Raw genomic sequence first — 22,951 nt, 5'->3', positions numbered from 1 at the left:
ATGGAAGGGGGGCCTGCCACCCCTGACCATGAAAGTCTTTCAGGCTAACGGGGCGCTCCTGCGCCCGCTCGTGGTTTTCGCGTGAAACCTACTTCACAGACATCGGCTTACGGCGACTTTCACGGTAAAGCCGCTCCCACCCAGCGCGCACCTGGGAGCGCCGACAGCCTGTCGGCCAACCGCCGCCGGCGGTTCGCGGTTGCGCGGTCAAGGGCAAAGTGGTTTGTGTTCGCTGAGCGTCCAACGGCGCTTTGCGCCGTCGCCGACAGGCTGTCGGCGCTCCCGGGGATCAGGGCGGCCAGTCCTTGGCGGCAGCTTCCGCGTCGGCGAGCTCCGGCAGGCGGCGGCCGTAGTGGCAGGACTCGATCAGGCGGCGGGCCTGGGCCAGGGCTTGGCGGTCGCGGAAGAGCCGGGCGCGGTGCAGGGCGCAGTCGGCGAGATGGAGCTGCATGGCGCCGCGGCTGGCGATCTCCTGCACCTGCGCGAGATCGGTGCGGGCGCCCGCGGGGTCGCCAAGGGCTCCGCGCAGCCAGGCGCGGGTGAGTAGGCCGCAGACGACGAACTCCTGGGCGCCGGCGGCGCGCAGACCGCCGACGGCCTGCTCGGTCTGGGCTTGGGCCTCGGGGCCCGGGGGCCGGCCCTGGAGCCGGTCGGCGTAGAGTGCAGCGCGCGCGAGGGTGAGGTGGTGGAGGGCGAAGTCCAGAAGCGGCGCACCCGGCATTCCCTCTTCCCACTCAAGCGTCTGCCCCGCCCGCCGCGCCACGGCCTCGCAGTCCGCCAATGCCTCGGAGGCCCGGTCCCCGGCGCCCCCGGCGTCCCCCGCCGCAAACACCCAGGCCGCCCGCTCGGCCGCGGCCAGGAGCAGGTCGCCATACCGGAAACCCTGGAGCGAGTAGAGGAGCTGGTACTGGGGCTGAAGCTCCGCCTGCATCGTCTCGGCCTCGGCGAAGCCCAAGCGCGCCTGCCCGATCTCGCCGCGCTGGTGCAGTGCGTCCGCCAGGGCGGCGCGACTGGCCATGCGCCAGAAGGCATCGCCGCAGCGATCCGCATACCCCACCGAGCGCTCGGCGTCCGCCGCCGACTCCGCGACCCGGCCCAGGGTCAGCAGCAGCTCGCTTAAGTTTCCGTAGACGCGGGCCGCGTATTTCCATTCCTCGCGCTCCACGTACATCTGCGCCCCGGCCCGCATGGGCTCCAGTGCCTCCGCGAGTCGGCCCAGTGCGCGCAGACGGAAGGCGGCCTCGTGGAGCAGCCAGCCCCGTGCGCCCTCGGCCAGTGCCGGGACCGGGCGGGTCCAGGGCTCGGCGAAGAAACAGGCGACCGCACCCAGGTCGGCACCGAAGGCGCCGAGCTTCCTGACACTGTAGGCGCCGTCGTGCCCCGTCCCGCGCAGGATGCGGTCGATATAGACCCCGTCGCAGACCTCCTGCCACAGCCCGGCCCGGCACCCGTGGGCCACCGCCTGGTAGAGCGGCTGGAGCCCGTCCAGGCCCTCGGGGCGGTGGGGGGCGGAAGCCGCGAGCCGGGCGTAGAGGCGCCGGTGGCCCTCGCGCCAGGCATCGGGGCTGCGGGCGGCGATGGCGTCGGCCAGGTATTCGCGCACCAGCGGATGGGCGTCCAGGGTGCCCTCTGGGGAGGCGTTGGCCGGGTCGGGCGGGGCGATCAGGCCGGCCTCTTCCAGACGCTTGAGCGCGATGCGCCACTGGGTGTCCCCGATCGGTTCCCAACCCTGGGAGCGTCGGCTTTCAGCCGGCCCGCCGCCGCCAGGCGGCGCGCGATGCCGGAGCGATCGCCAGATCCTTTGAGCAAACCCAAAGGCCCCGACGGCGCTGCGCGCCGTGGCCGACGGAACGTCGGCGCTCCCATCCGCGGCCGCGCCCGGGCGCGCGAACAGTGCCTCGGTGAGCCCCGGGATGGGCGGTGCGGCGCGCAAGGCGGCGAGGTTCTCAACGCTCGCCGGGCGGTCGAAGTACCCGAGCAGTCGCAGTGCGGCGAGCGCCTGGGCGCCGGACTCGCCCGCCCCCGGGGCGGAGCGCTCGAACCAGCGTTCGTAGGCGGCGACGGCGCGGTGGGCGTGACCGCCGGCGGCGGCGCTCGCCGCCCCCAGGTCCGCCCGGTCGCGGGCGCGGATGTCGCCCGCGTAGGCGAGCCGCAGATAGTTGCCGAGCAGGCTCAGGGTCAGGGCATGGCCGCGGACCGCGCGGCTGGCGGCGCACAGCTCCGGGTCGTCGGGACCTAAGGCCGTGGACCCGGCGCGGTCGGCGCCCAATGCGTGGAGCAGCCGGGCGCCGTCGGCGTCGCTTAAGCTCCCCAGGTCCAGACGCAGACAGGTGCCGGCGGGGCGGTCGCGGCGGCGCACCCAGGCGTCGAGGGTGCGGATGGGCTCGCGGGTGGTGAGCACGCACAGCCCCGGCCGCCCGGCGCTCGCCAGGTGTCCGAGCAGGGACTTGAGCCCGGGTGTACGCAGCTCCCCGGCCAGGGGGCCGGGCGGATATTGCAGGGGCTCACAGCCGTCGAGCAGGAGCAGGGTGCGCCGGCGTACCAGGGTCTCGGCGAGCGCCTGGCCCTTGTCGGCGGGGTTGGCGGAGGGGGCGACGGGGACGGCGAAGCGCGCGACGGCGGCGGCGAGGAAGTGGTCCTCGGTCGCCTGGCGGTCCTCGGCGGTACCCTGGCTGTAGAAGGACCAGGCATAGACCCGCGCCGCGCCGGGCCAGTCCCGGGCGGCGAGTCCGGCGAGCCAATGGCGCACCAGCGCAGTCTTGCCGGTGCCGCCGGGGGCGACCAGCTCGACGATAGCGGTGTGGGCGCACCCGGACCCGCCGGCGCCGTCGCACCAGGCGGCGTCGAGGGCGGCCAGCTCCGACTCGCGGCCGAGGAAGTGGGGGGCGCCGGCGGGGAGGTGGGAGAGGTCGATGTCGGGCGGGGCCACGGGATCGGGGCTCGGGTCGGCGGTGGCCGCGGGGTCCGGGAGTCGCAGCGGCTCGCCCCGCCGGCGCGCCTTGGGCTTGAGCGTGCCCAACTCGCCGGGCTCGACACCCGCCTGGTCGAGGAGCGCGTCGTACAGGTCGCGGTAGGCGGCCTCGGAGGTCAGGCAGTAGTGGGTGTGCCCGCGGACCGGCTCCGGGATGGAGCCGGCAGCGCCGGGATCGAACAGGACCGGGATGAAGCGGGTGGTACGACTGCGCGCGTCGTAGATCGCCTGCGTGACGATGGCCCCTTCCCAGTCCACGCCTTTACCCTTGCCGGGCGCCTCGTGGCCGCGGAAGCGGCGATAGTAGGTGGGCGTGCAGATCAGGAGGACCCGGTCCGATGCGTCCAGGCCGTCCAGCATCCAGCGCGGCCAGCCCTCGGGCGGGGCGCCGTTGACGTACTGGTCGAGCTCGGTCGCGATGCCGTCCCCGCGCAGCCGCTCGGACAGGGCGAGGACCCGCTCCCGGTGGGCGTCGGAGTCGTGGCTGTAGCTGACGAAGACCCGCGGTGCTGTATCCATGTCCGGCCCTGTGGCGCTGGTGGTCGTGGGCGTGCGCCTACCCGGACCTACCGCTGCGGTTGTGTGGGGAGCAGACAGTGTAGCGCGCGGGCAGTTGCGTGCAAGGCGGGATGCGTGCCCGGCGCGCGGCGGCGAAGATCCGCACGGCTCGCTCCACTCTATTGGGAGCGCTCGGGCTTCGGCGCAGAGCGCCTGACACATGCGTCACACCGCGTAGCGGTGTGACGAGAGCAACCTCGCCGACCATCGGCTATCCCCCGGTCACTCAGAAGAGGGTCGGATGCGTGGCGTTCGCGAAACGCGCACGCGCTCCGTCCCGACGGTGAGGATGGCCCCGTCGGCAAGATCGGTTGCATAGCGTTCGATCAGTTGTGCCATCAAAGCGATGCGTTGGCTGGCCGGGACATCCGGCAGGCGCACGATCCCGGTGTGGGGTGCGGCGCGCAGGAAGACCAGAAGTCCAAAATCGCTGTCGACGGTGACGAGCACACGCCCCTCGCGGACCGCCCAACGCAACAGCGCTTGGTCCCCAGGGTCGGGACTGACCTCGGTCGCCTCACGCACGTCGTGGCCTTGCCCGCGCAGCCATTGCGCGAGACGGCGCCCGGCACAGCGGTCAACCAGAAACTTCACCCGGCAACCGCGATGCGATCGATGCGGTCATGGGCAATGACCGCATGGGCATAGGCGAGACACGCATTGATATCGGCTTGGTCCATTCCGGGATAATCGTCGAGGATCTCGTCATAGGACTCGCCTTGAGCCAAGAGACTCAAGACCAACTCAACCGAAATACGCAGGTCGCGGATAATGGGCTTGCCGCCGAACACATCGGGGCGGGTGGTTATGCGTTGCAGCAGTTCATCTTGGTGCATGGCGCTTGGACTCATAAGTGACTCCTGGCTTGTTCCATCCTATCCGCGGATGCGGAAGATTTTGTTGGCAGTGCTCGGGCTTCAGCGCGGAGCGCCGGAGACAGGCGTCACACCGCAAAGCGGTGTGACGAGAGCGGACTCAGACTCACCACTCCTTAAACGGCCGCCGCGCCAGATTGGCGTTGGAGTAACGCAGATCGCCGGTGACCTCCAGCCCCGCCCACGCGGGATGCTCGAAGGGTTCGTGCTCCCGCTTGAGCTCGATCTCGGCCAACACCAGGCCGGCATTGTCGCCGGCAAAGACGTCCAGGTCCCAATAATGGGCACCGCAGGGGACCCGGTAGCGCGTCTTGTCGATCAGCGGCAGGATGGCGAGTTCGCGCAGCATGGCCTCGCCATCCTCCGGCGGGATGGCGTATTCGAACTCGCTGCGCACCGGGCCGCGCGGCGGTCCCTTGATGGTGAGAAAGGCGTCGTCGCCGCGCAGCCGCACCCGCACCGTGAGATCACCGCTGGTCGCCAGATAGCCCTGGAGGATGCGCCACTCGCACTCCACCGCACCGCGCCAGGCGTCGTTCTTGACCAGGAACTTGCGCTCGATCTCCAGTGCCATGATTCACCCCGGCACGCGTTCGAAGAGTGCCATCGACTCCACATGCGCCGTATGCGGGAACATGTCCATCACCCCGGCGCTGACCAGCCGATAACCCAAGGCATTGACCAGCCGGTCGGCGTCGCGCGCCAGCGTGCTGGGATGACAGGACACATAGCAGATCTGCTGCACCCCCAGGCGCGGCAGCCAGTCCAGGACCTCCAGGGCGCCGGTGCGCGGCGGGTCGAGCAGAACCTTGTGATACTGCCCGCGCATCCACGGCTGGTCGGTGAGGTCGGCATAGAGATTCGCCGTCTCGAAGCGGGCGTTGGCGATGCCGTTACGCTGGGCATTGGCCGTGGCCCGCGCGATGAGCCCCGCCTCGGCCTCGACGCCCACCACCTCACCGGCGCGGCGCGCCAGCGGCAGGCTGAAGTTGCCCAGCCCACAGAACAGATCCAGCACCCGCTCGTCCGGTTGCGGGTCGAGCAGGTCCAGGGCCTGATCCAGCATCAGCCGGTTGAGTTCCAGGTTCACCTGGGTGAATTCGGTCGGCGCGAACACCATGCGCAGGCCGTATTTGGGCAGGTCGTAATGCAGTTCCACCTCATGGCCCGGCAGGGCCCGGATGGTCTCCACCCCGCCCTCCTGGAGATAGCAATGGAAGCCATGCTCGTCCGCCAGCCCCTGCAAGACCTCCAGGTCCGCCGCGCTCGGCGGGGCCATCACGCGGAACACCAGCACGCAGGGGCCATCCCCCATCGCCACCTCGATCTGCGGCACCTGGTCGCGGATGCTCAAGGTATCGATCGCCTCTGCCAGGACCACGAGGCGCTCGCCCACCAGTGGATGCAGCACCTCGCAGCGGCGCAGGTCGGCCAGATAGGGCGTGCCGCGCTCGCGAAAGCCGACCAGGGTGCGGCCCTTCTTGACCACATGCCGCACCCCCAGGCGCGCCTTGCGGCGGTAGCCCCAGTGACCGGCGACGAGCGGCGGCAGCCAGGCCGCGGGGCTGACATGGCCGATGCGGGTGAACACATCGGCGAGCGTCTCCTGCTTGACGCGAATCTGGGCGGCCGGGTCCAGGTGTTGAAGGTTGCACCCGCCACAGATGCCGAAGTGCGGGCAGCGCGGCGCCACCCGGTCCGGCGAGGCGCGCAGCACCGCCACCGCCACGCCCTCATCGAAGCTGCGCTGGAGGCGGGTGTAGCGCATCCGCACCCGCTCCCCGGGCAGGGCATAGTCGACAAAGGTCGCCTTGCCGTCGAAGTGGGTGAGACCCCGGCCCTCATGGGTCAGGCCCTCGATCTCGACCTCGATCTCGGGCGGGAGCGGTTTGGGCTTTCGTTTTGACAAGTGACTATTCCTGAGAAACCTAAAAGAATGGATGTCCGCAAATAAACGCCAAAGAACGCAAATACGGTTTTCCGTCGGCGTCGGCACGCGGCCCCACTGGAACCTACCGGGCCTCCAGCCTTTTCTTCATTTGCGTTTATTGGCGTTCATTTGCGGACGAAAAATTTTCATTTGCGCCGCGTCAATCCGGAAAGACCCCGGTCGACAGGTAGCGGTCCCCCCGGTCGCAGGCGATCACGACGATCACCGCGGCACTGACCTCACCGGCGAGTTGCAGCGCCGCCGCCACCGCCCCGCCGGAGGAGACCCCGGCGAAGAGGCCCTCGCGCGCGGCGAGGGCGCGGGTGGTCTGCTCGGCCAGGGACTGGGACACATCGATGATCCGGTCCACCCGCGCGGGGTCATAGATCCGCGGCAGATAGGCGGCCGGCCAGCGGCGGATGCCGGGGATGTTCCCGCCCTCCGCCGGCTGCACCCCGACGATCTGCACCGCGGCGTTTTGCTCCTTGAGATAGCGCCCGGTACCCATGATGGTCCCGGTGGTCCCCATGGCGCTCACAAAATGGGTGACGCGCCCGGCCGTGTCGCGCCAGATCTCGGGGCCGGTTGAGGCGTAATGTGCGGCCGGATTGTCCGGGTTGGCGAACTGATCGAGCCGCACCCCCTCACCGCGCGCCGCCATGGCATTGGCCAGATCAATGGCCGCCTCCATGCTGCCGGCGCGTGGCGTCAGCACGATCTCGGCGCCAAAGCTGCGCATCACCGCGCGGCGCTCCACGCTCATATGCTCCGGCATGATCAGCACCATCCGATAGCCCATGATGGCGGCGGCCATGGCGAGCGCGATCCCGGTGTTGCCGCTGGTGGCCTCGATCAGGGTGTCGCCGGGGGCGATCTGGCCCCGCTCGCGGGCGCAGCGGATCATGTTTAGGGCCGGGCGATCCTTCACCGAGCCCGCGGGATTATTGCCCTCGAGCTTGACCAGGATCAGGTTGTCGGAGGCCGCGGGCAACCGCTGCAAGCGCACCAGCGGCGTGTTGCCGACGGCGCTTTCGATGGTGGGCAGGTTCGGGGGCGCTGAGTTCTGGTTCATGAGGGCTCGGACTGGCCGGCTGGGAGAGGATGCCGCGATTGTGCATCAGCGCCGCCAAGCAACCAAGCCGAGAAGCAACCCTTTTCACACCGGCGCCCGGTGAGGCATGATGCCCGCATGAACACCAAAGCGCCGATCCCCGACCCCTGCCCCTGCGGCAGCCCGCGTGCCTACCCGGACTGCTGCGGCCCCCTGATCGCCGGGACCGCGCTGCCGCAGACCGCAGAGCAGCTCATGCGTTCACGCTACAGCGCCTACACCCGGGGCGAGGCAGACTACCTGCGCGCCACCTGGCACCCGACCACCCGGCAGCAGGACGTGGCCCTGGACGAGAGCGTCCGTTGGCTCGGGCTCAAGATCGTTGCCACCGAGGCGGGCGGAGCGGCAGATCGGCGCGGGCTGGTCGAGTTCGTCGCCCGCTACAAGCTCGGCGGGCGCGCCCACCGGCTGCATGAGCGCAGCCGCTTCAAGCGCTTCCAGGGGCGCTGGTATTATGTGGACGGGGACCTACAGCCGGCCCCTTGACCCCAAGGCCGCTAAGTGAAAGAAGTGCCGTTCGCCCCGCGCGCTGCGCGCGTCGCCCAGTCGAAGGGTACACGGAACATCCGCAGTGTCGTTCAATTCTGCAGGAGCCAATGAACATGCAACGCTACTCGCTCACTGAATACGCCGACGCCTCACCCGCCACTCGTGACGTTTACGATGACTTCATGCGCACCACCGGGGCCACCAAGGTTCCGGTGTGGTTGAAGAGCCTGGGACACAGCGCCGCGCTGACGCGCGCCTATTGGGAACGGGCCAGGGGCACCCTGTTTGCCGGGACGGTACCGCTGCCGCTCAAGGAGATGATCGTCTTCGCCGTGTCCGGCCTGCATGGCGCCCGCTATTGCTCGGCCTGCCACGCCCAAAGTGTGTTGAGCCTGGACAAGACCTTGACCTTCGAGGACTTGCAGCGCTTTCTCCAGGGCAGTGCCGACTTCCAGTTGCCCGCCAGCTACCGCAGTGTCGTGCGGTGCGCCGACAAGGTGGCCCGCCATGCCAACGCAGTCACGGACGCCGACTTCGAGGAACTCATGGATGAAGGCTTCAGCCGGGAGGAGATCTACGAAATTATCGCGGTGATCGATATGGCCTCCATGTTCAATATCTACACCAGTACACTACGACTCGACCTCGACCCGGAGTACCGCGCCATCCTGTGACACCCGAATCGGCTTGCGAGGCCCCCCCATGAGCGGCGGCATTCATTGGACGAAGCGTGCGGCACAGCAACTGGTGCGCTATGAGGCATTGTTCCATCTACTCGATGACATCCAGACGGTTGACAACATCGCCGAGATCGCCCGGCAGGCCGCGGCGCAATGGAAATACTTCGCCAATGTCGCCGCCTGGCGCCTGGTGGTCGAGAACGACGGCGGCCACCTGGTGATCGACGGTGCGCGCGGCGCGGCCCAGGTAGCAACCGAGCAGGCGCTCTCCCCATGGGACGCCTATCATTGGGAGCGGCAACGCCCAGAACGCGTGTCGATGCCCGAACCGGACTATGCAGTCGCCCCGCCCGAGCACCTGGCCGCGCCGGCCATCAGCGAGATTATCGTCTTGCCCGTGGTCGGCGCCGGACGCTGCATCGGTCTGTTGAGCGCCGCAGCGCGCCATGAGGCGTTCAGCGACATGGATCAAAAGTTCATCCGCATCTTCGGCGGGCATCTGACCGACCGCATCTCTGGTATCTTGTTGCGTCAAAAGGCGATGCAGGCGCTCATGGATAAAGCCACCTACGACGACCTCACCGGCCTGCTGAACCGTGGCAGCGTCATCGAACGGCTTACCAGTGCCCTCGCGGCCACCAGACGATCCGGGCTGCCGCTGGGCTTGATCATCGCTGACATTGATTTTTTCAAGCTTATCAATGACAGCTACGGCCACGGCGTCGGCGATGAGGTGCTGCGCGAAGTGGCGCGCCGGCTCCAGGCGCAGACGCGTGCCGACGACAGCCTCGGGCGTTACGGCGGCGAGGAATTCCTGGCGGTGCTTTACCCATGCACGGCACAGGAACTCGCACAAGCGGCCGAACGGTTGCACAGTGCCATCTCCGAGACGGCGTTCGCCATTGCGGGTGAAGTGCCGGGAGACATCGTTGTGACGATCAGCCTGGGAACGGCCAGCACCGCCGCGGGGGCAGACACTCACACGGATGCCCTGATCCAATTGGCCGACCAGGCGCTCTATCGCTCAAAGGCCAACGGGCGCAACCGGGTCACCGCCGCCCGACAGCCGGACAATGAAACCATCCGACTCAAATGACCACCGGAGACCGATTCGTGCCCACGCCATTCGTCATGCGATCCACTGCACTGTCGTCGCTCGCCCTGCTCTGCTCAGTCACGCTACTGTCTGGCTGCGCCTGCGATCCCACCCAAGGCGCCTGGCACCCCAGCGGGCGGGTTCAGACCAAGGGCGGCAAGCCGTTCTACCTGTCCACCAAGACGCAGAAGCTCTTGATCGCACCCGGCCGGCTAGTCATCACACCGGTCGATAACAACTGTGCGCCGCGGCTCGAAATCGGCAACGGTACCGACCAGATCGCCCTCCAGTTGCATGCCGGCGAATTGACCCGTAATGAAATCCGCATCGTCGGGGTGACGCACGGTCTGTCGGCCAATATCGTCGGCAACTGGACTGATATACCCCAGGGGCGGCCGCACGAAAGCTACACGACTGAATCATGCACCACGTACGGATACTGCAGCAAACAAGAGACTGAAAAAGAGTGCCATGACGGCAAGTGCAAGACCGAGACCCACACCAGACATCGTCATTATCCAGACTGCCCGGGCAGCCGTCCGGTCACTATCCGTTACGACTATTTCAAGCGGGCCTACCGCCTCGCCTTTCTTAATCCCCAAAATACCAGGGAGAAGTTCGGAACCTATGAGGGTGTGACCGAGCCGTTTGAAGCGGAGATCGAGCGGCTAACCGGCGCCTGCATGGCCTACTGATTGGATCGCCGCCATTGCGGCAACCGGTCGCGGCCGGGGCTCCTACGGCGTAGGAGCGGCCCCCGGCCGCGACGAATGTGGCAAACCGTGACCGTTCAGCCGCCAGCGGCCGCCAGCGCCTCCGGTGCTGGCGGCGAATATTGCCACTGCACCGGCTGCTCCCCATTCACCACCGATTCATCGACCACACAGCCGCTCACGCCGCTCATCGACGGCAGGGTAAACATGGGCCGCTGCAACAGCCCCTCCAGCACACTGCGCAGCCCCCGCGCCCCGGTGCCGCGGGCGATGGCCTTGCGGGCGATGGCAATCAGGGCCTCGGGGGAGAATTCGAGTGTCGCCCCCTCGAATAAGAACAACTGCTGGTATTGCCGCACCAGGGCATTCCGGGGCTCGGTGAGGATACGCACCAGGGCCGCCTCGTCGAGGTCATGCAGGGCCACCACCACCGGAAATCGGCCGATGAACTCAGGGATCAGACCGAACTGACGCAGGTCGTCCGGCTGGGTCTCGTCATAGATGCGCGCGGCGGCCTGCGGGTCGGCCTTGGCGGTCATTTCAGAATGAAAACCGATACCCGCCGGACCCGGCTCCAAGCGTCGGCGCAGCACGCGCTCCAACCCGGCGAAGGCCCCGCCGACCATAAAGAGTATATTGCGGGTATCGATGATCGGCGACTCGGCAGACTCCTTGCGGCCCTTGAGATTGATCTTGACCTGGGTGCCCTCCACCAGTTTGAGCAGGGCCTGTTGCACACCCTCGCCTGAGACATCGCGGGTGCCATGGCTGTTCTCACCCGCCCGCGCCAGCTTGTCGATCTCATCGATATAGACGATGCCCCATTCGGCCAGGTCCTTATTGCCGCCGGCCGCATCCAGCAGGCGGGCGATGATGCCCTCCACGTCATCGCCCACATAGCCGGCCTGGGTCAGGGTGGTGGCATCCGCAATCACAAAGGGCACGCCGACGATGCGCGCCAAGGTGGCGGCCAACAGGGTCTTGCCGGTCCCGGAGGGTCCAAGCAACAGGATATTGGACTTGTCGATCTCCACCCGTTCGCTGTCATCCAGGGCCCGCCGCGGATTCTTGGACTCCACCGCCAGCCGCTTGAAATGGTTGTGAACGGCCACCGCCAGGCATTCCTTGGCCGACTCCTGACCGATCACATAGCGGTCGAGTTGGTCCTTGATCTCCTGCGGTTTTGGCGGGGGCTTGTGGGGTCCGTTGAGCGCGCGGCAACGCCCCCAACTGGTCACCACCTGATGGGCCAGGGCGACACAGGCCTCGCAGATATGGCCGTCGATCCCGGCGATGAGCGGGGTGTCGACCCCCTGGGCCGCGCCGCAGAATGAACAGGTATGGAGTGTATGAGTCATGCCGCCGCCTCCTCGATTTGGGTCGCACCGGCCGACATGGCCGGACGTTGCCGCAACGCGCCGATCCACGCCTGCTGACTGCGGCGCCCAGCGCGCTCCTGCAACAATTGGCGGATCTGGGGCTGGATCTCAGCGAATGGAATGGAGCGCGCCGGCTGGACGCGCTCGCAGAGGAGCAGGTGGAAGCCCATTTCGGACTCCACCGGGCCGCCGATCTCACCCGGCGCCAGGGCAAACAGCGCCGCGTCTAGGGCCGGGAACAACTGACCTGGGACCACCTCCCCCAGCCGCCCACCCTCGATGGCCGTCGGGCACTCGGAGTGCTCGCGCGCCAGGGCCGCAAAGCGCTGGTCGCGACCGCCCGGGGGCCCCTGCAGGCGCTCGGCGAATTGCTCGATCCGCGCCAGGGCGGCGTCGCGCCGGTTCTCGGCAAAGTCGTCGTTCACCGTGATCAGCAGGTGACTGGCGGTGCGCCGCTCCGGGACGCTGAAGCGCTCCGGGTGGACCTCATAGAACAGGCGTTCATCCAACTCGGTGACTGCCACCGCGCCAGCGGCCACCCGCTGCATCGCCCCATCGAACATCAACTCACGGCGCAGGGCCAGCCGCAGGGTTGCCAGGTCCAGCCCATTGAGTTGCAGGTCGGCGGCGAACTCGGCCGCATCGGCATAGCGCCCACGCAGTTCGGCGACCGCGGCCTCGACCCGGGTGGCGGGAATGAGCAGGTCGCGCGCCTCCTTGGAGCCCAAGACCAGGCACTCCAACTCAAAGGTCCGCCGCGCCAGTTGAGTCACCTCGGCCAACCGATCCGCTGCCAAGTCCGCCAGGCCTGCCTTAAAGCGCTCACCGGCGGCACGCAACAGGTGATAGCGAAATTCGGGCCGGTCGGTTATTGGATCGGTCGATATCGCAATGCTGTCTGATTGGCCCATGGTGTTCATCCTGGCTAGCGGTGCATGATCGAGTCTTTAAGGCGCAGAGCGCCAAACACAGGCGTGACACCGCTTGAGCGGTGTCACGAGAGCGCGCAGAGCGGCCGCGTCAGTCATCCACACCCACCCCATCCAGTGCCGACTCCGGCACCTGGAGCGGATTCGGTCCCTCGAACCAGACATGATAGGCAACCCCGCCTGGGGCATCGCGGATCACCTTCAGGACCTCACCCTCGGCGCCCCGCTCCACCACCACCTTGCCCTGCATACCCAAAGGGATACGGGCCGTCACCCGGTCGCGAAACTCGAAACGGCTGGGCACCCAGGGGTCGCTGGCGGGCTGCAATTCCTCCTCCCGGCAGCCCACCACCCGATCTTCGTCCAGGAAATGGACCGAATAGATGATCTGGTCCTGGAGGAAGGTCCCCACGTCGCGCACAAAGCCGACGCTACCGCGCCGCAGCAGCAGCGTGCCGGTGGCCATCCCCGGATAGGTGCCGTCGTTGCGCACATTGCGCAGGACGCGGACCTCGGCGCCAAACTCAAATGCCGGCCGCACGGGGAATCTGCCCAAGCAAGTCGCTCAATGGGACGCTGGCCGTCTTGGGCTCGTGCATATGAAAGACCCGAAAGACCTTCTCGGTGCGCGCATCCGAGACCACAAAGTCCTGATAGGCCGCCGCCAGGCGCTGCGCATGCAGCGCCCATAGCGCCTCGGCCCCCTCCGGCAGCGCATCGACCTGCGCCAGGTAATCGTGGAAGCGTTGCAGGATATGCAGCCGATTCACCTGCACGATCTTGGGATCGTAGTCGATATTGAAATAGTCCAGGAAGTCCTCCGCGCTGGACAACTCCGCCAGGTCCGATTCGAAATCGTCGTTCGTCATGATGGCCTCCGGGGACAGTGGATAGTGAATAGGCTGTAAGGTGCGGTTCGTAAACTCATCGCGCCCTAGCGGCCGATGAAGCTGATATTGCCGCCGACACGCGCCACGGCGGCCTCGGTCACGGCCCCTTGGGCCAGTACGCGCAGCTCCTTGATGCCGAGCCGGTCGCTGGTGTCGATCTCGGCGATCTTGTCAAAGCGTTCCAGGGCCGCCACCGGCTCACCCAGGCGCAGCAACAGATAGCCGGCACCCTTCAGGGTCAGAAGCAGAAAGCGCGTCAGGGTCATCGACACCAACACCGAAGCGCCCAGGTCCGCCTCGGACAGGTCCTGCCAACGCGCCGGCAGCTTCAACCGGGCGGCGGCGAGTGCGATCGCCCGCTCCGCCGTGATCAGGGCCTCGCGATAGCAGCGCCGGTAATAGAAATAGCGATACAGCGCCACCAGCACCGTGAGATGATCCGGCTCCAGGAAATAGGCGCGCAGCAGGCTGTGTTCCGCGGCGGGCTCCCCATAGCGCTCCGAGGCATAGACCAGCAGCCGATCCACCTCCGGGGTCACCGGCTCATCGAAATACATGGGCTCGCCGTCAAATTCCAGCAGGTCCATCGTCACCGCCCTCCGCTCATGCGTTCCAGAATCATTGCAGCACCGCCCCCGGATGGCCGATCTCGACCAGAAACCCGCGCAGGTCCGCGATACCCGGGGAGCGCTTATGGTGAGTGACGAAGCGCCGCACCAGGGGCAAGACCCGCTCCGCCTGCTCCGGGGCCAGGGTGAGTTGCAGGGTCTCCCCATAGACCTGGCAGACCGAGTGTCGGCCCGAGTGCTTGCCGAGCACCAGCGAGTGGATGCGGCCCACCTCGGCGGGATCGATGCCCTGATAATTCAGCGGGTCCTTGAGCAGCCCATCCACATGGATGCCGGCCTCGTGGGTAAAGGCGCCCTGCCCCACCAGGCTCTTGTGCCAGGCCACCGGCTTGCCGGAGGCGCGGGCGACCAGCCGCGAGAGCCCATCGAAGCGCGACAGGTCCACGCCGGTCGCCACCCCCTGGGTGTGCTTGAGCGCCATCGCCACTTCCTCCAGCGCGGCATTGCCGGCGCGCTCGCCGAGCCCATGGACGGTGGTATTCACATGGGTCGCCCCGGCGCGGGTCGCCGCCAGGGTATTGGCGGTGGCCAGCCCCAGGTCGTCATGGGCGTGCATCTCCAGATCCAGGTCGACCCGGCTGCGCAGGGCGCCGATGCGCTCGAAGACCCCAAACGGCTCCAGCATCCCCATGGTATCGGCAAAGCGGAAGCGGATCGCCCCGGCGGCCTGGGCGGTCTCGGCCGCCAGCCACAGAAACTCGGGGTCGGCGCGCGAGGCATCCTCGCCGCCGACACAGACCGAGAACCCCAGGTCCAGCGCGGCGCGCACCTCGCGGCGGATCTGGGCGAGCACCCAGTCGCGGTCGCGCCCCAGCTTGCCGCGGATCTGCTGGTCCGAGACCGGGATCGACAGGTCGACCAGGTCCACGCCCAGGCCGCGACACTGGTTGAGATCCGCCGGCATCATCCGCGCCCACACCATGAGGCGCACCGGCAGGTCCAGGTCCGCCAGGGCGCGGATGGAGTCGCGCTCCTCCTCGCCCATGGCCGGGATGCCGACCTCCAGCTCAGGCACGCCGATGGCGGCCAGCCCGTGCGCAATGGCGAGTTTTTCTGCCAGCGAAAAGGCCACCCCGGCGGACTGTTCGCCGTCGCGCAGGGTGGTATCGTTGATGGTGACAAGCGGTCGAGTGGCTGACATCGGTGTGCTTCCGGTTCCGTTTGGTGAGTATTTAGCAAACCGCGTGCCATAAGACTCCGAGCATCCAGCTCAGTGATTTAGCCTGCGCCTGACGCGACCTTGACGGATTTGCGACAGGCCCGCCGTCGTGCGCCTGTCGCAAAGCGGCGGCCGGGGCTGGCCTCCTCCTCTTGCTCCCACGCTCCCGCGTGGGAGCAAGCGCGGGCGCTCCGCGTCCAGTAGCCAGACCGGACGCGGAGCGCCCGCACGGCATTCCCACGCTGGAGCGTGGGAACGAGAAAAAGGGCCGCCGCCGTGCGCCTGTCGCAAAGCGGCAGCCGGGGCTAGCCCGCTCCTCTCGCTCCCACGCTCCCGCGTGGGAGCAAGCGCGGGCGCTCCGCGTCCAGTGCCAAGACCGGACGCGGAGCGCCCGCACGGCATTCCCACGCGGGAACGTGGGAACGTGGGATCGAGAAACCTTGGGCGGGCAACGCACCATTCCAGGGCAAATCGCGTAGTGGACACGCCGGCGGGGCGGGACGAATGCCCCGTCCGGCAAGGATCGGCAGCGGCCCCCGCCGATCGCCCTATACTCGCATCATCGACATCACTGGAGCGATCACACCATGACTGCAACGTCCGAGGAGGTATGGGCCTTGTTGCGCGAACTGGCGCAGGCGCAAAAGCAGGCACAACAGGAGGCGGAGCGCAGGGCGCAGGAAGCGGAGCGCCGGGCGCAGGAGAGCGCGCGCAAGGCGCAGGAAACCGAGCACAAAACGCAGGAAACCGATCGGCAGCTCAAGGAACTGGGCAAGCTGACTAAGGAACTGGGCAAGCAGATCGGCGGCCTGGGTGAAAAGTTCGGCAGCTTTACCGAGGGGCTGGCCTTACCCTCCATGGAGCGACTGCTGCGCGAACGCTTCGGCATGGAGGTCGTAAGCCCCAGCGTGCGCGTCACCAAGGGGGGCCGACACCTGGAGATCGACGTGCTGGCCTACGCCAACGGCCCGGTCAACGCGGCCTATGTGGTCGAAGTGAAGAGCCACCTGCGCGAAGAGGGGATTACCCAGTTGCGCGACCTGCTCCAACGGTTTCGCGAGTTCCTCCCCGAGCACCGCGACAAACGGCTGTACGGCATCCTGGCGGCAGTGGACCTCACGCCCGCGCTGCGCGAGCGGGTCCTGCGCGAGGGCTTCTATGTGGCGCGCATTCAGGATCAGGTCTTCACACTGGATGTCCCCGAGGGGTTTCAGCCGCGGGGCTATTGAACCTAGAAAGAACAGATCTCACGCGAAGCCGCGAAGAACGCGAAGTGATTTCGATGCGTTATCGTCAATATCCTGGGCTGCCGCCAGGCGAACGACACAGGACACCTACTTTATTATTCTTCTTCGCGTTCTTCGCGGCTTCGCGCGAGTAACCGTCGGCTTTGGGTTGAATGGTGCGCCGCCCCCCCGCGGGACCCGACCGCCCGCGCCTTCCGCTCGCTACCGCTCGCTCCCTACGCGGGCAGTCCGGCCCCGCTCCCGGCCTGCCTCTTCCAGCCGGGGCTGGGGACCTAGGACGAGCCGGAAACCGGCACCCTGGAAGCGGTTGCCGGGATCGAGGTGGGAGCGGTAAGCGCACCGCAGGTAGCGACCGTCGGAGAACCAGCTACCGCCGCGCCGCACACGCCTCCCGCCCGATGCGGGACCGACAGGATCGCTAACCGAACTGCTCGGGTACTCACCAAACCAGTCCTGACACCACTCCCAGACATTGCCGTGCATCTCGTAGAGGCCCCAAGGATTGGCGGGCAAGCTGGCCACATCCACCGTCTGTTCGCGATACAGCCCCTTCTTCTCCCCGCGGTAGGGATAGTTGCCGTCGTAGTTCGCCTGCCCCGGGTCGATGTCCTCCCCGCAAGAGAAAGGCGTGGTGGTCCCCGCGCGGCAGGCATATTCCCATTCGGCCTCGGTCGGCAGGCGTGCGGCCAAGCCGGGGGCCAGACCGTTCAGCCGGTCGATGAACGGCTGTACATCGTGCCAACTGACCTGTTCAACGGGGCGTTGCTCGCCTTTGAAATGGCTTGGATTCTCGCCCATCACCGCCTGCCACAGGGCTTGCGTGCAGGCGGTCTCGGCGAGCCAGCAGCCGCGGGTGAGGATGACCTCATGCTGCCGCTCGTCATCGTCCCGGGCGTGCTCCCCCTGCGGCGAGCCCATCTGAAAGCGCCCCGGGGGTATCCAGCGGAACCCTTGGCGCACGCCAAGGTAGGTCAACGCCTGCCAGAGCCCGCAAGGGTCTTCGCCCCAGTCGCTGGCCCAAGGGGCGGGGAAGCGCTCGGGTTGCGGGCGGGGCGGCGCGCTCATGACCGCCGCCCCGTAGGGTCCGCTGCGCGGACCTTGATCATCATCCCGGCCATGTCGCTGCCTGCAAGGCCGCTGGTCCGCATAGCGGACCCTACAGATTGCGACCTCGTCGTAGGGTCCGCTGCGCGGACCATCGCCCGCTCAATCATCCCGGCTCCCCAAACCGATCCAGAATGCCAAGGGCACCCATCTGCGCACACCCCCAATCCTCGGTATAGGCCCCGGCGCGCACATACCGGTGGAATGACGACCAAGGCCAGTCGCGCGCGCACCGCACATATCCATGCTTCACCGGATTGTAATGGATGTAATCCAGGTGCTCGCGCAGGTCATCGTCGTCGCGCAGGGCATGCTCCCAGAACTTGCGCTGCCAGACGCCCCGGCGCCGATGGCGCTGACGCGACGCGGACACCGGTTGCTCGGCCCCGCCGCCAGCCAACCAAGCCTTGGTGAATTCTTTCTTGGCCCAACCCAGGCGCCGCGGATAGGCCGCGTCGCGCTGCGGCAGGCGCCACAAGGCATGCAGGTGATCAGGCAACAGCACGAGCGCGACGACCTCAAACGGCCATTGGCGCCGACAGTCGCGCAGCACCCCGCGCAAGATGGCCCGGCCCCTGGGATCGGAAAAGATCGGTGCGCGACCTTCAGCGACCAGGGTGAAGGCATAGGTCCCCCCAGGCTCGAAGACACGGCGCCAGTCAGACATGTGCAGGGCCTCATGGTCGGGGATGATGGGATTTCATTGTAGTCGGGATTTTTCGCCCGGCGATGGTCCGTAGGGTCCGCTGCGCGAACCGAACGGACAACGGGTCGACGATGTCCCACGTTGGCGCCGATAGGCCGGGGGGATGGTCCGCACAGCGGACCCTACGGGGTTTCCGGCCTGGACTGGGGACCTAGGACGAGCCGGAAACCGGAATTCTGGCGGCGGGAGCCGGGATCGAAGTGGCCGCGGGTCGCGCAGCGCAGGGAGCGACCGTCGCGGAACCAGCCACCGCCGCGCAGGACACGCGACACGCCCGTAGCAGGACCGCGAGGGTCGGTCAGCGGATCGGCCGGGTATTCGCCATACCAGTCCTGACACCATTCCCAGACGTTGCCGTGCATCTCATAGAAACCCCAGGGATTCGGTGGCAAACTGGCCACGTCCACCGTCTGTTCGCGATACAGCCCCTTCTGGTCGCCGCGGTAGGGATAGTTGCCGTCGTAGTTGGCCTGCCCCGGGTCGATGTCCTCGCCAAATGAGAAGGGCGTGGTGGTCCCGGCACGGCAAGCGTACTCCCATTGCGCCTCAGTCGGCAGCCGCGCGGCGAGCCCCGGCACCGCGCCGTTCAGCCGTTCGATGAACCGCTGCACGCCATCCCAACTGACGCTTTCCACCGGTCTTCGTTCACCCTTGAACTGACTCGGATTCTCGCCCATCAACGCCTGCCAGAGGGCCTGGGTGCAGGCGGTTTCCGCGAGCCAGAAGCCGCGGGTGAGAATGACCTCGTGTTGGCGTTCGTTGTCGCGCCGTTCGTGTTCATCCGCGGGCGAGCCCATGAGGAAACGGCCGGGCAAGATCCAGCGGAAGCCGACCGCGATACCCTTGATTGGGATCTCGCCACGGACCCCGTGGTCGTCGATCTTGATCGAGTCGCGGAAATGCGCCGGATAAAGACCCTCCGCTCCCGGGGTTCTGAATTGCGCTTCGTCGAGGAAGAAACCGTTCTGAATATCCAGCGCCAGATAGTAGGCGCGCCGCGGATCGAGTTTAGACCCCAACCACTCCGGGTGGCCCCGCCCGGGATTGCACCAATAGGCCCGCCGGTCCCCGCGGCCATCATTGAAGCCGACGAATAGCCCGTCCTTGTCCCGTCCCAGGGTATGAGCCCAGGCGGGTCGATCGAAGGGCTCGATGACCAGTTCCTCCTGATCGGTCCGCAGCCGCCAACCGGCTTGATCCAACGGCAAGACCGCACCCACATCCAGGGCCAGACTCTGATCCTGCGCCCCGACTCGATTTTCGCGGACCTGGGCGACCGGCAGACGGGTCGGGAACTGCCCCACGACCGTGCTGCCACTGCGCAACGGGGAATCGGGCTTGAACCAATCCTCAACCTCGAGCCACTCGCCCCGCTGAACGAGGCGCCAGAATTGGAACGACTCCGACCGCTCGCGAGTGGCCAGTGCCCGGTGGATGTCGAACCCGGCGGGCAGCATCGCGCCGACCGTCTCGGCCCGCGGGTTGGCCAGCAGCCACAGTGCCTCGGACCTGGGACTATGGGTCCAGGCGCCGGGGTGCATGCGGGCGGCACGGCGGTGGACCCAGGCGCCGAGGAAACGTGTGCGCTCCTCGGCGTCGCGCCCCTGGACCAGGGCCTGCGCCACCCGGTCGAGGAAGGCCTCGGCCGCGGGGTCGGTGCGGCCCTGCATGGCGGCGAAGAGCACGCGCTCCTCAATGCGCTCGGCCTGGCTGGCGCCGGTTTCCTGCTGGGCGCGGATCAGCGCCCAGGCGAGCTCCCGCTGGCCCTCATCGCCGGTGCTACCGAACGACTCCCGCAAGCGTTCGATCTGCACCGGGTCCCCCGGCAGCAGGGCGAAGTCCCCGGGCACGAACGCGGGGTGGAGCCAGGCAGCAGCCTCGCTGCCGACGTCCGCGAGCCCCACCGGCAGGCGGTGGCGCAGGTGCCGCAACAGGGCCGGGCTGATGGCAATGCAGGCACTGAGCAGGGTCAGCAGGTGCAGTGCGCCGGGGTCGTGGCGGATCGCGGCGAGCGGGTCGATCGGCTCGCTCGGCCAGGGGCGCGGGCCGCTCGGCCGGGGCGGCATGGCGGCGGTGCGGTCCAGGACCACCGGGTAGAAGAGCCCGGCCAGGGCCGGGTTCCACCAGCGCGCCGGGCAGGGGGTGAGGGCGACCGGTGCCAGGCCGCCGGCCGCGAGTCGGCGGCCGAAGGCGACCCAGGCCGCGCGTTGGCCCGGGGTGTCCAGACAGCCCAGGTCGCCGGCGATCAGGATCGGGGTGTCGGCGGGGGGCGGATCATAAGGCCGGGGCGGACCCCAGGCGCGGCCGTCCCAGGGCTGCACCGGGCCGGCGGGACCTTCGTCCATGCGCAGGATGTCCAGGCCGGCGGTGCCGCGCAGGCGCGGGAGTGCATCCTTCAGGGCATTGAAGTCGCCCCAGAAGGGATACAGGCGCTGGTGCAGGTCAAGGATAAGCTGACCGCGGGGCGCCCAGCGCAACCCCTTGAGCCGCGGCAGGCGGCGCAGCGGCCGGGCGCGGGCGACGGCGGCGACCGCCCGGGGCAGGTCGAGTCGGCGCCGCTCGGCGTGCTCGCCCAGCGCGGCACGCAGGAAGGGCCAGAGGCGCGGCCAGGGGACCAGCGAGGGCGGGGCGGCCAGGGGTTCAACCGGGGCTTCGGGCGGCAGCGGGTCCGGGGGCGGGGGCGGGAGCGGCGGGGCCAGGGGGCGGCGCTCGGTGAGGCGGTAGTGGCGGTGGCGGGGGGCGCCTGGTTGGACCACGGTGCCGTCTACGGCCGCGCTGATTCCGGCGCGCTCCACCAACACCTCGCGGGCCCCACCCCTCTCGGTGATGGGTGATTCCTTGAAGCCCAAACCCTCCGCCAGGCGGCATAGCCGGTCCTCGTCCAGGCTATCTGCCCAGCGGATGAGGTCGGCGCGGCCGAGGGCTGCGCGGTTCATGCGCGGGGGTCCTCTGGAGTCCAAGGCTTCAGCCTTGGCGTCCGCATCCACGGCGGGGCGTTGACCATAACTCCGGCCGTCGGCCCTCCCGGCGCAGAGCGCCTGACACCGGCGTGACACCTCTGGAGCGGTGTCACGAGAGCGGTGCGGTCGGCCGGATCGGGACGCCGGAGCGCCCGCACTTGCTCCCACGCTGGAGCGTGGGAGCGAGAAGTCCCCTTGGCGCCTTGGCGTCTTGGCGTGACCGATCCGCCGTCCAAGATCATGAATTGGCACCCCCGCTCTTGTCCAATGCAAACCGGGCGATCCGCGTGAACAGCGCCCGCTGCCCGACCTCGTCCGGCCCGCGGGCGTTGACCAGGGCGCGCAGGATGTCCAGGTATTCGGCTTGGCCGGGGGCGGGGCGGCCCAGGTCGCGGGCGCGGGTGCGGTCCTGAATCAGTTGCTCGGCCACCAGGGTCCGCACCGCCGCGGTGCAGTCGGCACCAAAGTGCTCGCCGCCGCGCCGCACCAGGCAGGCCGCAAGCTCTGCCGGCTCGGCGGGCAACTGGAGCTTGTGTACCATGCAGCGGCGCAGGAAGGCGGCCGGGAGTTCGCGCTCCTCGTTGGTGGTGATGACCACCAGGGGCGGCGGGCAACCCGGGTGCAGACCCACCGGTTCGGCCAGCCAGGGCACCGGGAAGGCGCCGTTGCCCAGGGTTTCCAGCAGGCTGTTGGGCAGATCGGCCTCGGCCTTGTCGATTTCGTCGATGAGCAGCACGCTGCCCTGTGCCGGTTGCCAGCCGTCCGGGGCGGCCGGGGGGCTGGACTTGCAGAGGCTGTGGTGGGCGGACTGGACGCGGGCGGACTCCCAGTCGAAGACCCACCAGAGCGGGCCGGGGATCAGATAACGGCGGGGGTCGAGTCGTTCATGGGGCGTCAGAGCGGACGGCACCGAGGCCAGGACCTGGGCCTCGCCCAAGCGGGCCACCGCGTCGTATTCCCACTGGAGGTCCTGCGCCTCGCTGCGTGAATGCACCACGCTCCCGACAAAGAGCCGGCCCAGGACCTGGGCGGCGGCGCGGGCCAACTGGCTCTTGCCGACGCCGGGCTCACCGCGCACCAGGAGCGGTCGCTCCGCGGCCAGGGCGGCAAGCACGGCATCGGCGCTGGGCTGGTCGAACAGGTGGACCGAGGCGGGCCAGGTGCCGCAGCGCGGGAGCTTGATCGGCTGGTCGATGCGGATGTCGGAGATCATTGCGGGACCTCGTCGGTAAGGGCGGGCTGTCCAAGGCTGCCGAAGTCTTGAAGACATTCGCGGATGTTGGCGGCCAGCTCGCTGGCGGGCAGCAGAAAGATACTCCCCGTCTCCTGTGCCGGCCCGACGATAACGAACAGATGGATCTGCGGGATGCGTGCGTGGATCGCCCGCAGGGCGGAACCGTTCTAGCCAGGACTCTCTGTTGCAACCGGCGGTTGTCCGCAACACTGGACAACGCCAGGTGGCCCGGGTATAAAGCACGTCGGTCCCCTTACTGTCCGAGGCCCCGTGCGTGAACCTTCGTGAGGT

At 68.1% G+C, this 22,951-nt stretch carries 21 protein-coding genes; 5 read left to right on the top strand and 16 right to left on the bottom strand.

What is annotated here, in order from left to right; genetic code table 11:
- Nucleotides 1-289 precede the first annotated feature (289 nt).
- The 6 genes from QZX93_RS21615 to cysM all read right to left on the bottom strand — a co-directional run bounded on the left by QZX93_RS21615 (nucleotide 290) and on the right by cysM (nucleotide 7,406).
- The gene (locus tag QZX93_RS21615; RefSeq protein ID WP_295393187.1) at nucleotides 290-3,490 is read right to left on the bottom strand and encodes a TIR domain-containing protein; all 3,201 of its coding nucleotides are present in this window, start codon (nucleotides 3,488-3,490) and stop codon (nucleotides 290-292) included.
- Nucleotides 3,491-3,751: 261 nt separating this feature from the next.
- Nucleotides 3,752-4,123, bottom strand: a complete 372-nt coding sequence (locus QZX93_RS21610) for a DUF5615 family PIN-like protein (protein ID WP_295393186.1) — start codon at nucleotides 4,121-4,123, stop codon at nucleotides 3,752-3,754.
- A complete protein-coding gene (locus QZX93_RS21605) occupies nucleotides 4,120-4,365 on the bottom strand; it encodes a DUF433 domain-containing protein (RefSeq protein ID WP_295393185.1) in 246 nt (81 codons plus the stop codon). Before QZX93_RS21605 ends, QZX93_RS21610 begins: the two co-directional genes overlap by 4 nt.
- Before the next feature lie 145 nt (nucleotides 4,366-4,510).
- Nucleotides 4,511-4,978, bottom strand: coding sequence for a CYTH domain-containing protein (locus QZX93_RS21600; RefSeq protein ID WP_295393184.1), 468 nt, complete (start codon nucleotides 4,976-4,978; stop codon nucleotides 4,511-4,513).
- Between the two features lie 3 nt (nucleotides 4,979-4,981).
- Nucleotides 4,982-6,313 (bottom strand): 23S rRNA (uracil(1939)-C(5))-methyltransferase RlmD, encoded by a 1,332-nt coding sequence (gene rlmD / locus QZX93_RS21595; RefSeq protein WP_295393183.1) that lies wholly within the window; start codon nucleotides 6,311-6,313, stop codon nucleotides 4,982-4,984.
- A 181-nt stretch (nucleotides 6,314-6,494) separates the two neighbouring features.
- Complete coding sequence (gene cysM, locus QZX93_RS21590) at nucleotides 6,495-7,406, bottom strand: cysteine synthase CysM (protein ID WP_295393182.1); 912 nt, start codon at nucleotides 7,404-7,406, stop codon at nucleotides 6,495-6,497.
- Nucleotides 7,407-7,523: 117 nt separating this feature from the next.
- On the opposite strand from cysM, the gene QZX93_RS21585 reads away from it, so the two are divergent.
- From QZX93_RS21585 to QZX93_RS21570, 4 genes are all read left to right on the top strand, one after another.
- The gene (locus QZX93_RS21585) at nucleotides 7,524-7,931 is read left to right on the top strand and encodes a YchJ family protein (protein WP_295393181.1); all 408 of its coding nucleotides are present in this window, start codon (nucleotides 7,524-7,526) and stop codon (nucleotides 7,929-7,931) included.
- Nucleotides 7,932-8,047: 116 nt separating this feature from the next.
- The gene (locus QZX93_RS21580; protein WP_295393180.1) at nucleotides 8,048-8,608 is read left to right on the top strand and encodes a carboxymuconolactone decarboxylase family protein; all 561 of its coding nucleotides are present in this window, start codon (nucleotides 8,048-8,050) and stop codon (nucleotides 8,606-8,608) included.
- A 28-nt stretch (nucleotides 8,609-8,636) separates the two neighbouring features.
- A complete protein-coding gene (locus QZX93_RS21575) occupies nucleotides 8,637-9,710 on the top strand; it encodes a sensor domain-containing diguanylate cyclase (RefSeq protein WP_295393179.1) in 1,074 nt (357 codons plus the stop codon).
- 17 nt (nucleotides 9,711-9,727) lie between these two features.
- Nucleotides 9,728-10,405, top strand: a complete 678-nt coding sequence (locus QZX93_RS21570) for a hypothetical protein (RefSeq protein WP_295393178.1) — start codon at nucleotides 9,728-9,730, stop codon at nucleotides 10,403-10,405.
- Between the two features lie 95 nt (nucleotides 10,406-10,500).
- On the opposite strand, the gene clpX is transcribed toward QZX93_RS21570, so the two are convergent.
- From clpX to nifV, 6 genes are all read right to left on the bottom strand, one after another.
- Entirely contained in the window at nucleotides 10,501-11,781 is a 1,281-nt protein-coding gene (gene clpX, locus QZX93_RS21565) for an ATP-dependent Clp protease ATP-binding subunit ClpX (RefSeq protein ID WP_295393177.1), read from the bottom strand.
- Nucleotides 11,778-12,713 carry a nitrogen fixation protein NifM gene (nifM, locus tag QZX93_RS21560; RefSeq protein WP_295393176.1) on the bottom strand — a complete coding sequence of 312 codons (936 nt, stop codon included), beginning with the start codon at nucleotides 12,711-12,713 and terminating at the stop codon, nucleotides 11,778-11,780. The genes clpX and nifM overlap by 4 nt, the downstream gene beginning before the upstream one ends.
- 109 nt (nucleotides 12,714-12,822) lie before the next feature.
- Entirely contained in the window at nucleotides 12,823-13,272 is a 450-nt protein-coding gene (locus QZX93_RS21555; RefSeq protein WP_295393188.1) for a nitrogen fixation protein NifZ, read from the bottom strand.
- Complete coding sequence (locus QZX93_RS21550) at nucleotides 13,256-13,600, bottom strand: nitrogenase-stabilizing/protective protein NifW (RefSeq protein ID WP_295393175.1); 345 nt, start codon at nucleotides 13,598-13,600, stop codon at nucleotides 13,256-13,258. Before QZX93_RS21550 ends, QZX93_RS21555 begins: the two co-directional genes overlap by 17 nt.
- A 65-nt stretch (nucleotides 13,601-13,665) precedes the next feature.
- The gene (locus QZX93_RS21545; RefSeq protein WP_295393174.1) at nucleotides 13,666-14,208 is read right to left on the bottom strand and encodes a hypothetical protein; all 543 of its coding nucleotides are present in this window, start codon (nucleotides 14,206-14,208) and stop codon (nucleotides 13,666-13,668) included.
- A 31-nt stretch (nucleotides 14,209-14,239) separates the two neighbouring features.
- Nucleotides 14,240-15,391, bottom strand: a complete 1,152-nt coding sequence (gene nifV, locus QZX93_RS21540; protein ID WP_295393173.1) for a homocitrate synthase — start codon at nucleotides 15,389-15,391, stop codon at nucleotides 14,240-14,242.
- Nucleotides 15,392-15,996: 605 nt separating this feature from the next.
- Here nifV and QZX93_RS21535 point away from each other — a divergent pair.
- Nucleotides 15,997-16,638 carry a DUF3782 domain-containing protein gene (locus QZX93_RS21535; protein WP_295393660.1) on the top strand — a complete coding sequence of 214 codons (642 nt, stop codon included), beginning with the start codon at nucleotides 15,997-15,999 and terminating at the stop codon, nucleotides 16,636-16,638.
- A 219-nt stretch (nucleotides 16,639-16,857) separates the two neighbouring features.
- Here QZX93_RS21535 and QZX93_RS21530 read toward each other — a convergent pair whose 3' ends face one another.
- The 4 genes from QZX93_RS21530 to QZX93_RS21515 form a co-directional block, all read right to left on the bottom strand.
- Nucleotides 16,858-17,721 (bottom strand): formylglycine-generating enzyme family protein, encoded by an 864-nt coding sequence (locus QZX93_RS21530; RefSeq protein ID WP_295393657.1) that lies wholly within the window; start codon nucleotides 17,719-17,721, stop codon nucleotides 16,858-16,860.
- A 145-nt stretch (nucleotides 17,722-17,866) separates the two neighbouring features.
- Nucleotides 17,867-18,427: a transposase gene (locus QZX93_RS21525; RefSeq protein ID WP_295393653.1), complete on the bottom strand. Its 561-nt coding sequence runs from the start codon at nucleotides 18,425-18,427 to the stop codon at nucleotides 17,867-17,869.
- Nucleotides 18,428-18,588: 161 nt separating this feature from the next.
- The gene (locus QZX93_RS21520) at nucleotides 18,589-21,402 is read right to left on the bottom strand and encodes a formylglycine-generating enzyme family protein (protein WP_295393649.1); all 2,814 of its coding nucleotides are present in this window, start codon (nucleotides 21,400-21,402) and stop codon (nucleotides 18,589-18,591) included.
- 262 nt (nucleotides 21,403-21,664) lie between these two features.
- Nucleotides 21,665-22,639, bottom strand: a complete 975-nt coding sequence (locus QZX93_RS21515; RefSeq protein ID WP_295393645.1) for a MoxR family ATPase — start codon at nucleotides 22,637-22,639, stop codon at nucleotides 21,665-21,667.
- Between the last annotated feature and the right edge of the window lie 312 nt (nucleotides 22,640-22,951).

The organism is uncultured Thiodictyon sp. (genome assembly GCF_903946935.1).
In the GTDB taxonomy this organism is placed as follows: domain Bacteria; phylum Pseudomonadota; class Gammaproteobacteria; order Chromatiales; family Chromatiaceae; genus Thiodictyon.
This window is presented reverse-complemented; position numbering and strand designations above follow the sequence as displayed.

Bases quoted from the DNA above. Each gene is read 5' to 3' on its own strand.
- QZX93_RS21545 (WP_295393174.1), bottom strand. From the start codon at position 14,208: ATGGACCTGCTGGAATTTGACGGCGAGCCCATGTATTTCGATGAGCCG.
- QZX93_RS21550 (WP_295393175.1), bottom strand. From the start codon at position 13,600: ATGACGAACGACGATTTCGAATCGGACCTGGCGGAGTTGTCCAGCGCG.
- QZX93_RS21515 (WP_295393645.1), bottom strand. From the start codon at position 22,639: ATGATCTCCGACATCCGCATCGACCAGCCGATCAAGCTCCCGCGCTGC.
- QZX93_RS21605 (WP_295393185.1), bottom strand. From the start codon at position 4,365: ATGCACCAAGATGAACTGCTGCAACGCATAACCACCCGCCCCGATGTG.
- QZX93_RS21580 (WP_295393180.1), top strand. From the start codon at position 8,048: ATGCAACGCTACTCGCTCACTGAATACGCCGACGCCTCACCCGCCACT.
- QZX93_RS21575 (WP_295393179.1), top strand. From the start codon at position 8,637: ATGAGCGGCGGCATTCATTGGACGAAGCGTGCGGCACAGCAACTGGTG.
- clpX (WP_295393177.1), bottom strand. From the start codon at position 11,781: ATGACTCATACACTCCATACCTGTTCATTCTGCGGCGCGGCCCAGGGG.
- QZX93_RS21530 (WP_295393657.1), bottom strand. From the start codon at position 17,721: ATGAGCGCGCCGCCCCGCCCGCAACCCGAGCGCTTCCCCGCCCCTTGG.
- nifV (WP_295393173.1), bottom strand. From the start codon at position 15,391: ATGTCAGCCACTCGACCGCTTGTCACCATCAACGATACCACCCTGCGC.
- QZX93_RS21535 (WP_295393660.1), top strand. From the start codon at position 15,997: ATGACTGCAACGTCCGAGGAGGTATGGGCCTTGTTGCGCGAACTGGCG.
- QZX93_RS21525 (WP_295393653.1), bottom strand. From the start codon at position 18,427: ATGTCTGACTGGCGCCGTGTCTTCGAGCCTGGGGGGACCTATGCCTTC.
- QZX93_RS21600 (WP_295393184.1), bottom strand. From the start codon at position 4,978: ATGGCACTGGAGATCGAGCGCAAGTTCCTGGTCAAGAACGACGCCTGG.
- QZX93_RS21585 (WP_295393181.1), top strand. From the start codon at position 7,524: ATGAACACCAAAGCGCCGATCCCCGACCCCTGCCCCTGCGGCAGCCCG.
- cysM (WP_295393182.1), bottom strand. From the start codon at position 7,406: ATGAACCAGAACTCAGCGCCCCCGAACCTGCCCACCATCGAAAGCGCC.
- QZX93_RS21520 (WP_295393649.1), bottom strand. From the start codon at position 21,402: ATGAACCGCGCAGCCCTCGGCCGCGCCGACCTCATCCGCTGGGCAGAT.
- nifM (WP_295393176.1), bottom strand. From the start codon at position 12,713: ATGGGCCAATCAGACAGCATTGCGATATCGACCGATCCAATAACCGAC.
- QZX93_RS21615 (WP_295393187.1), bottom strand. From the start codon at position 3,490: ATGGATACAGCACCGCGGGTCTTCGTCAGCTACAGCCACGACTCCGAC.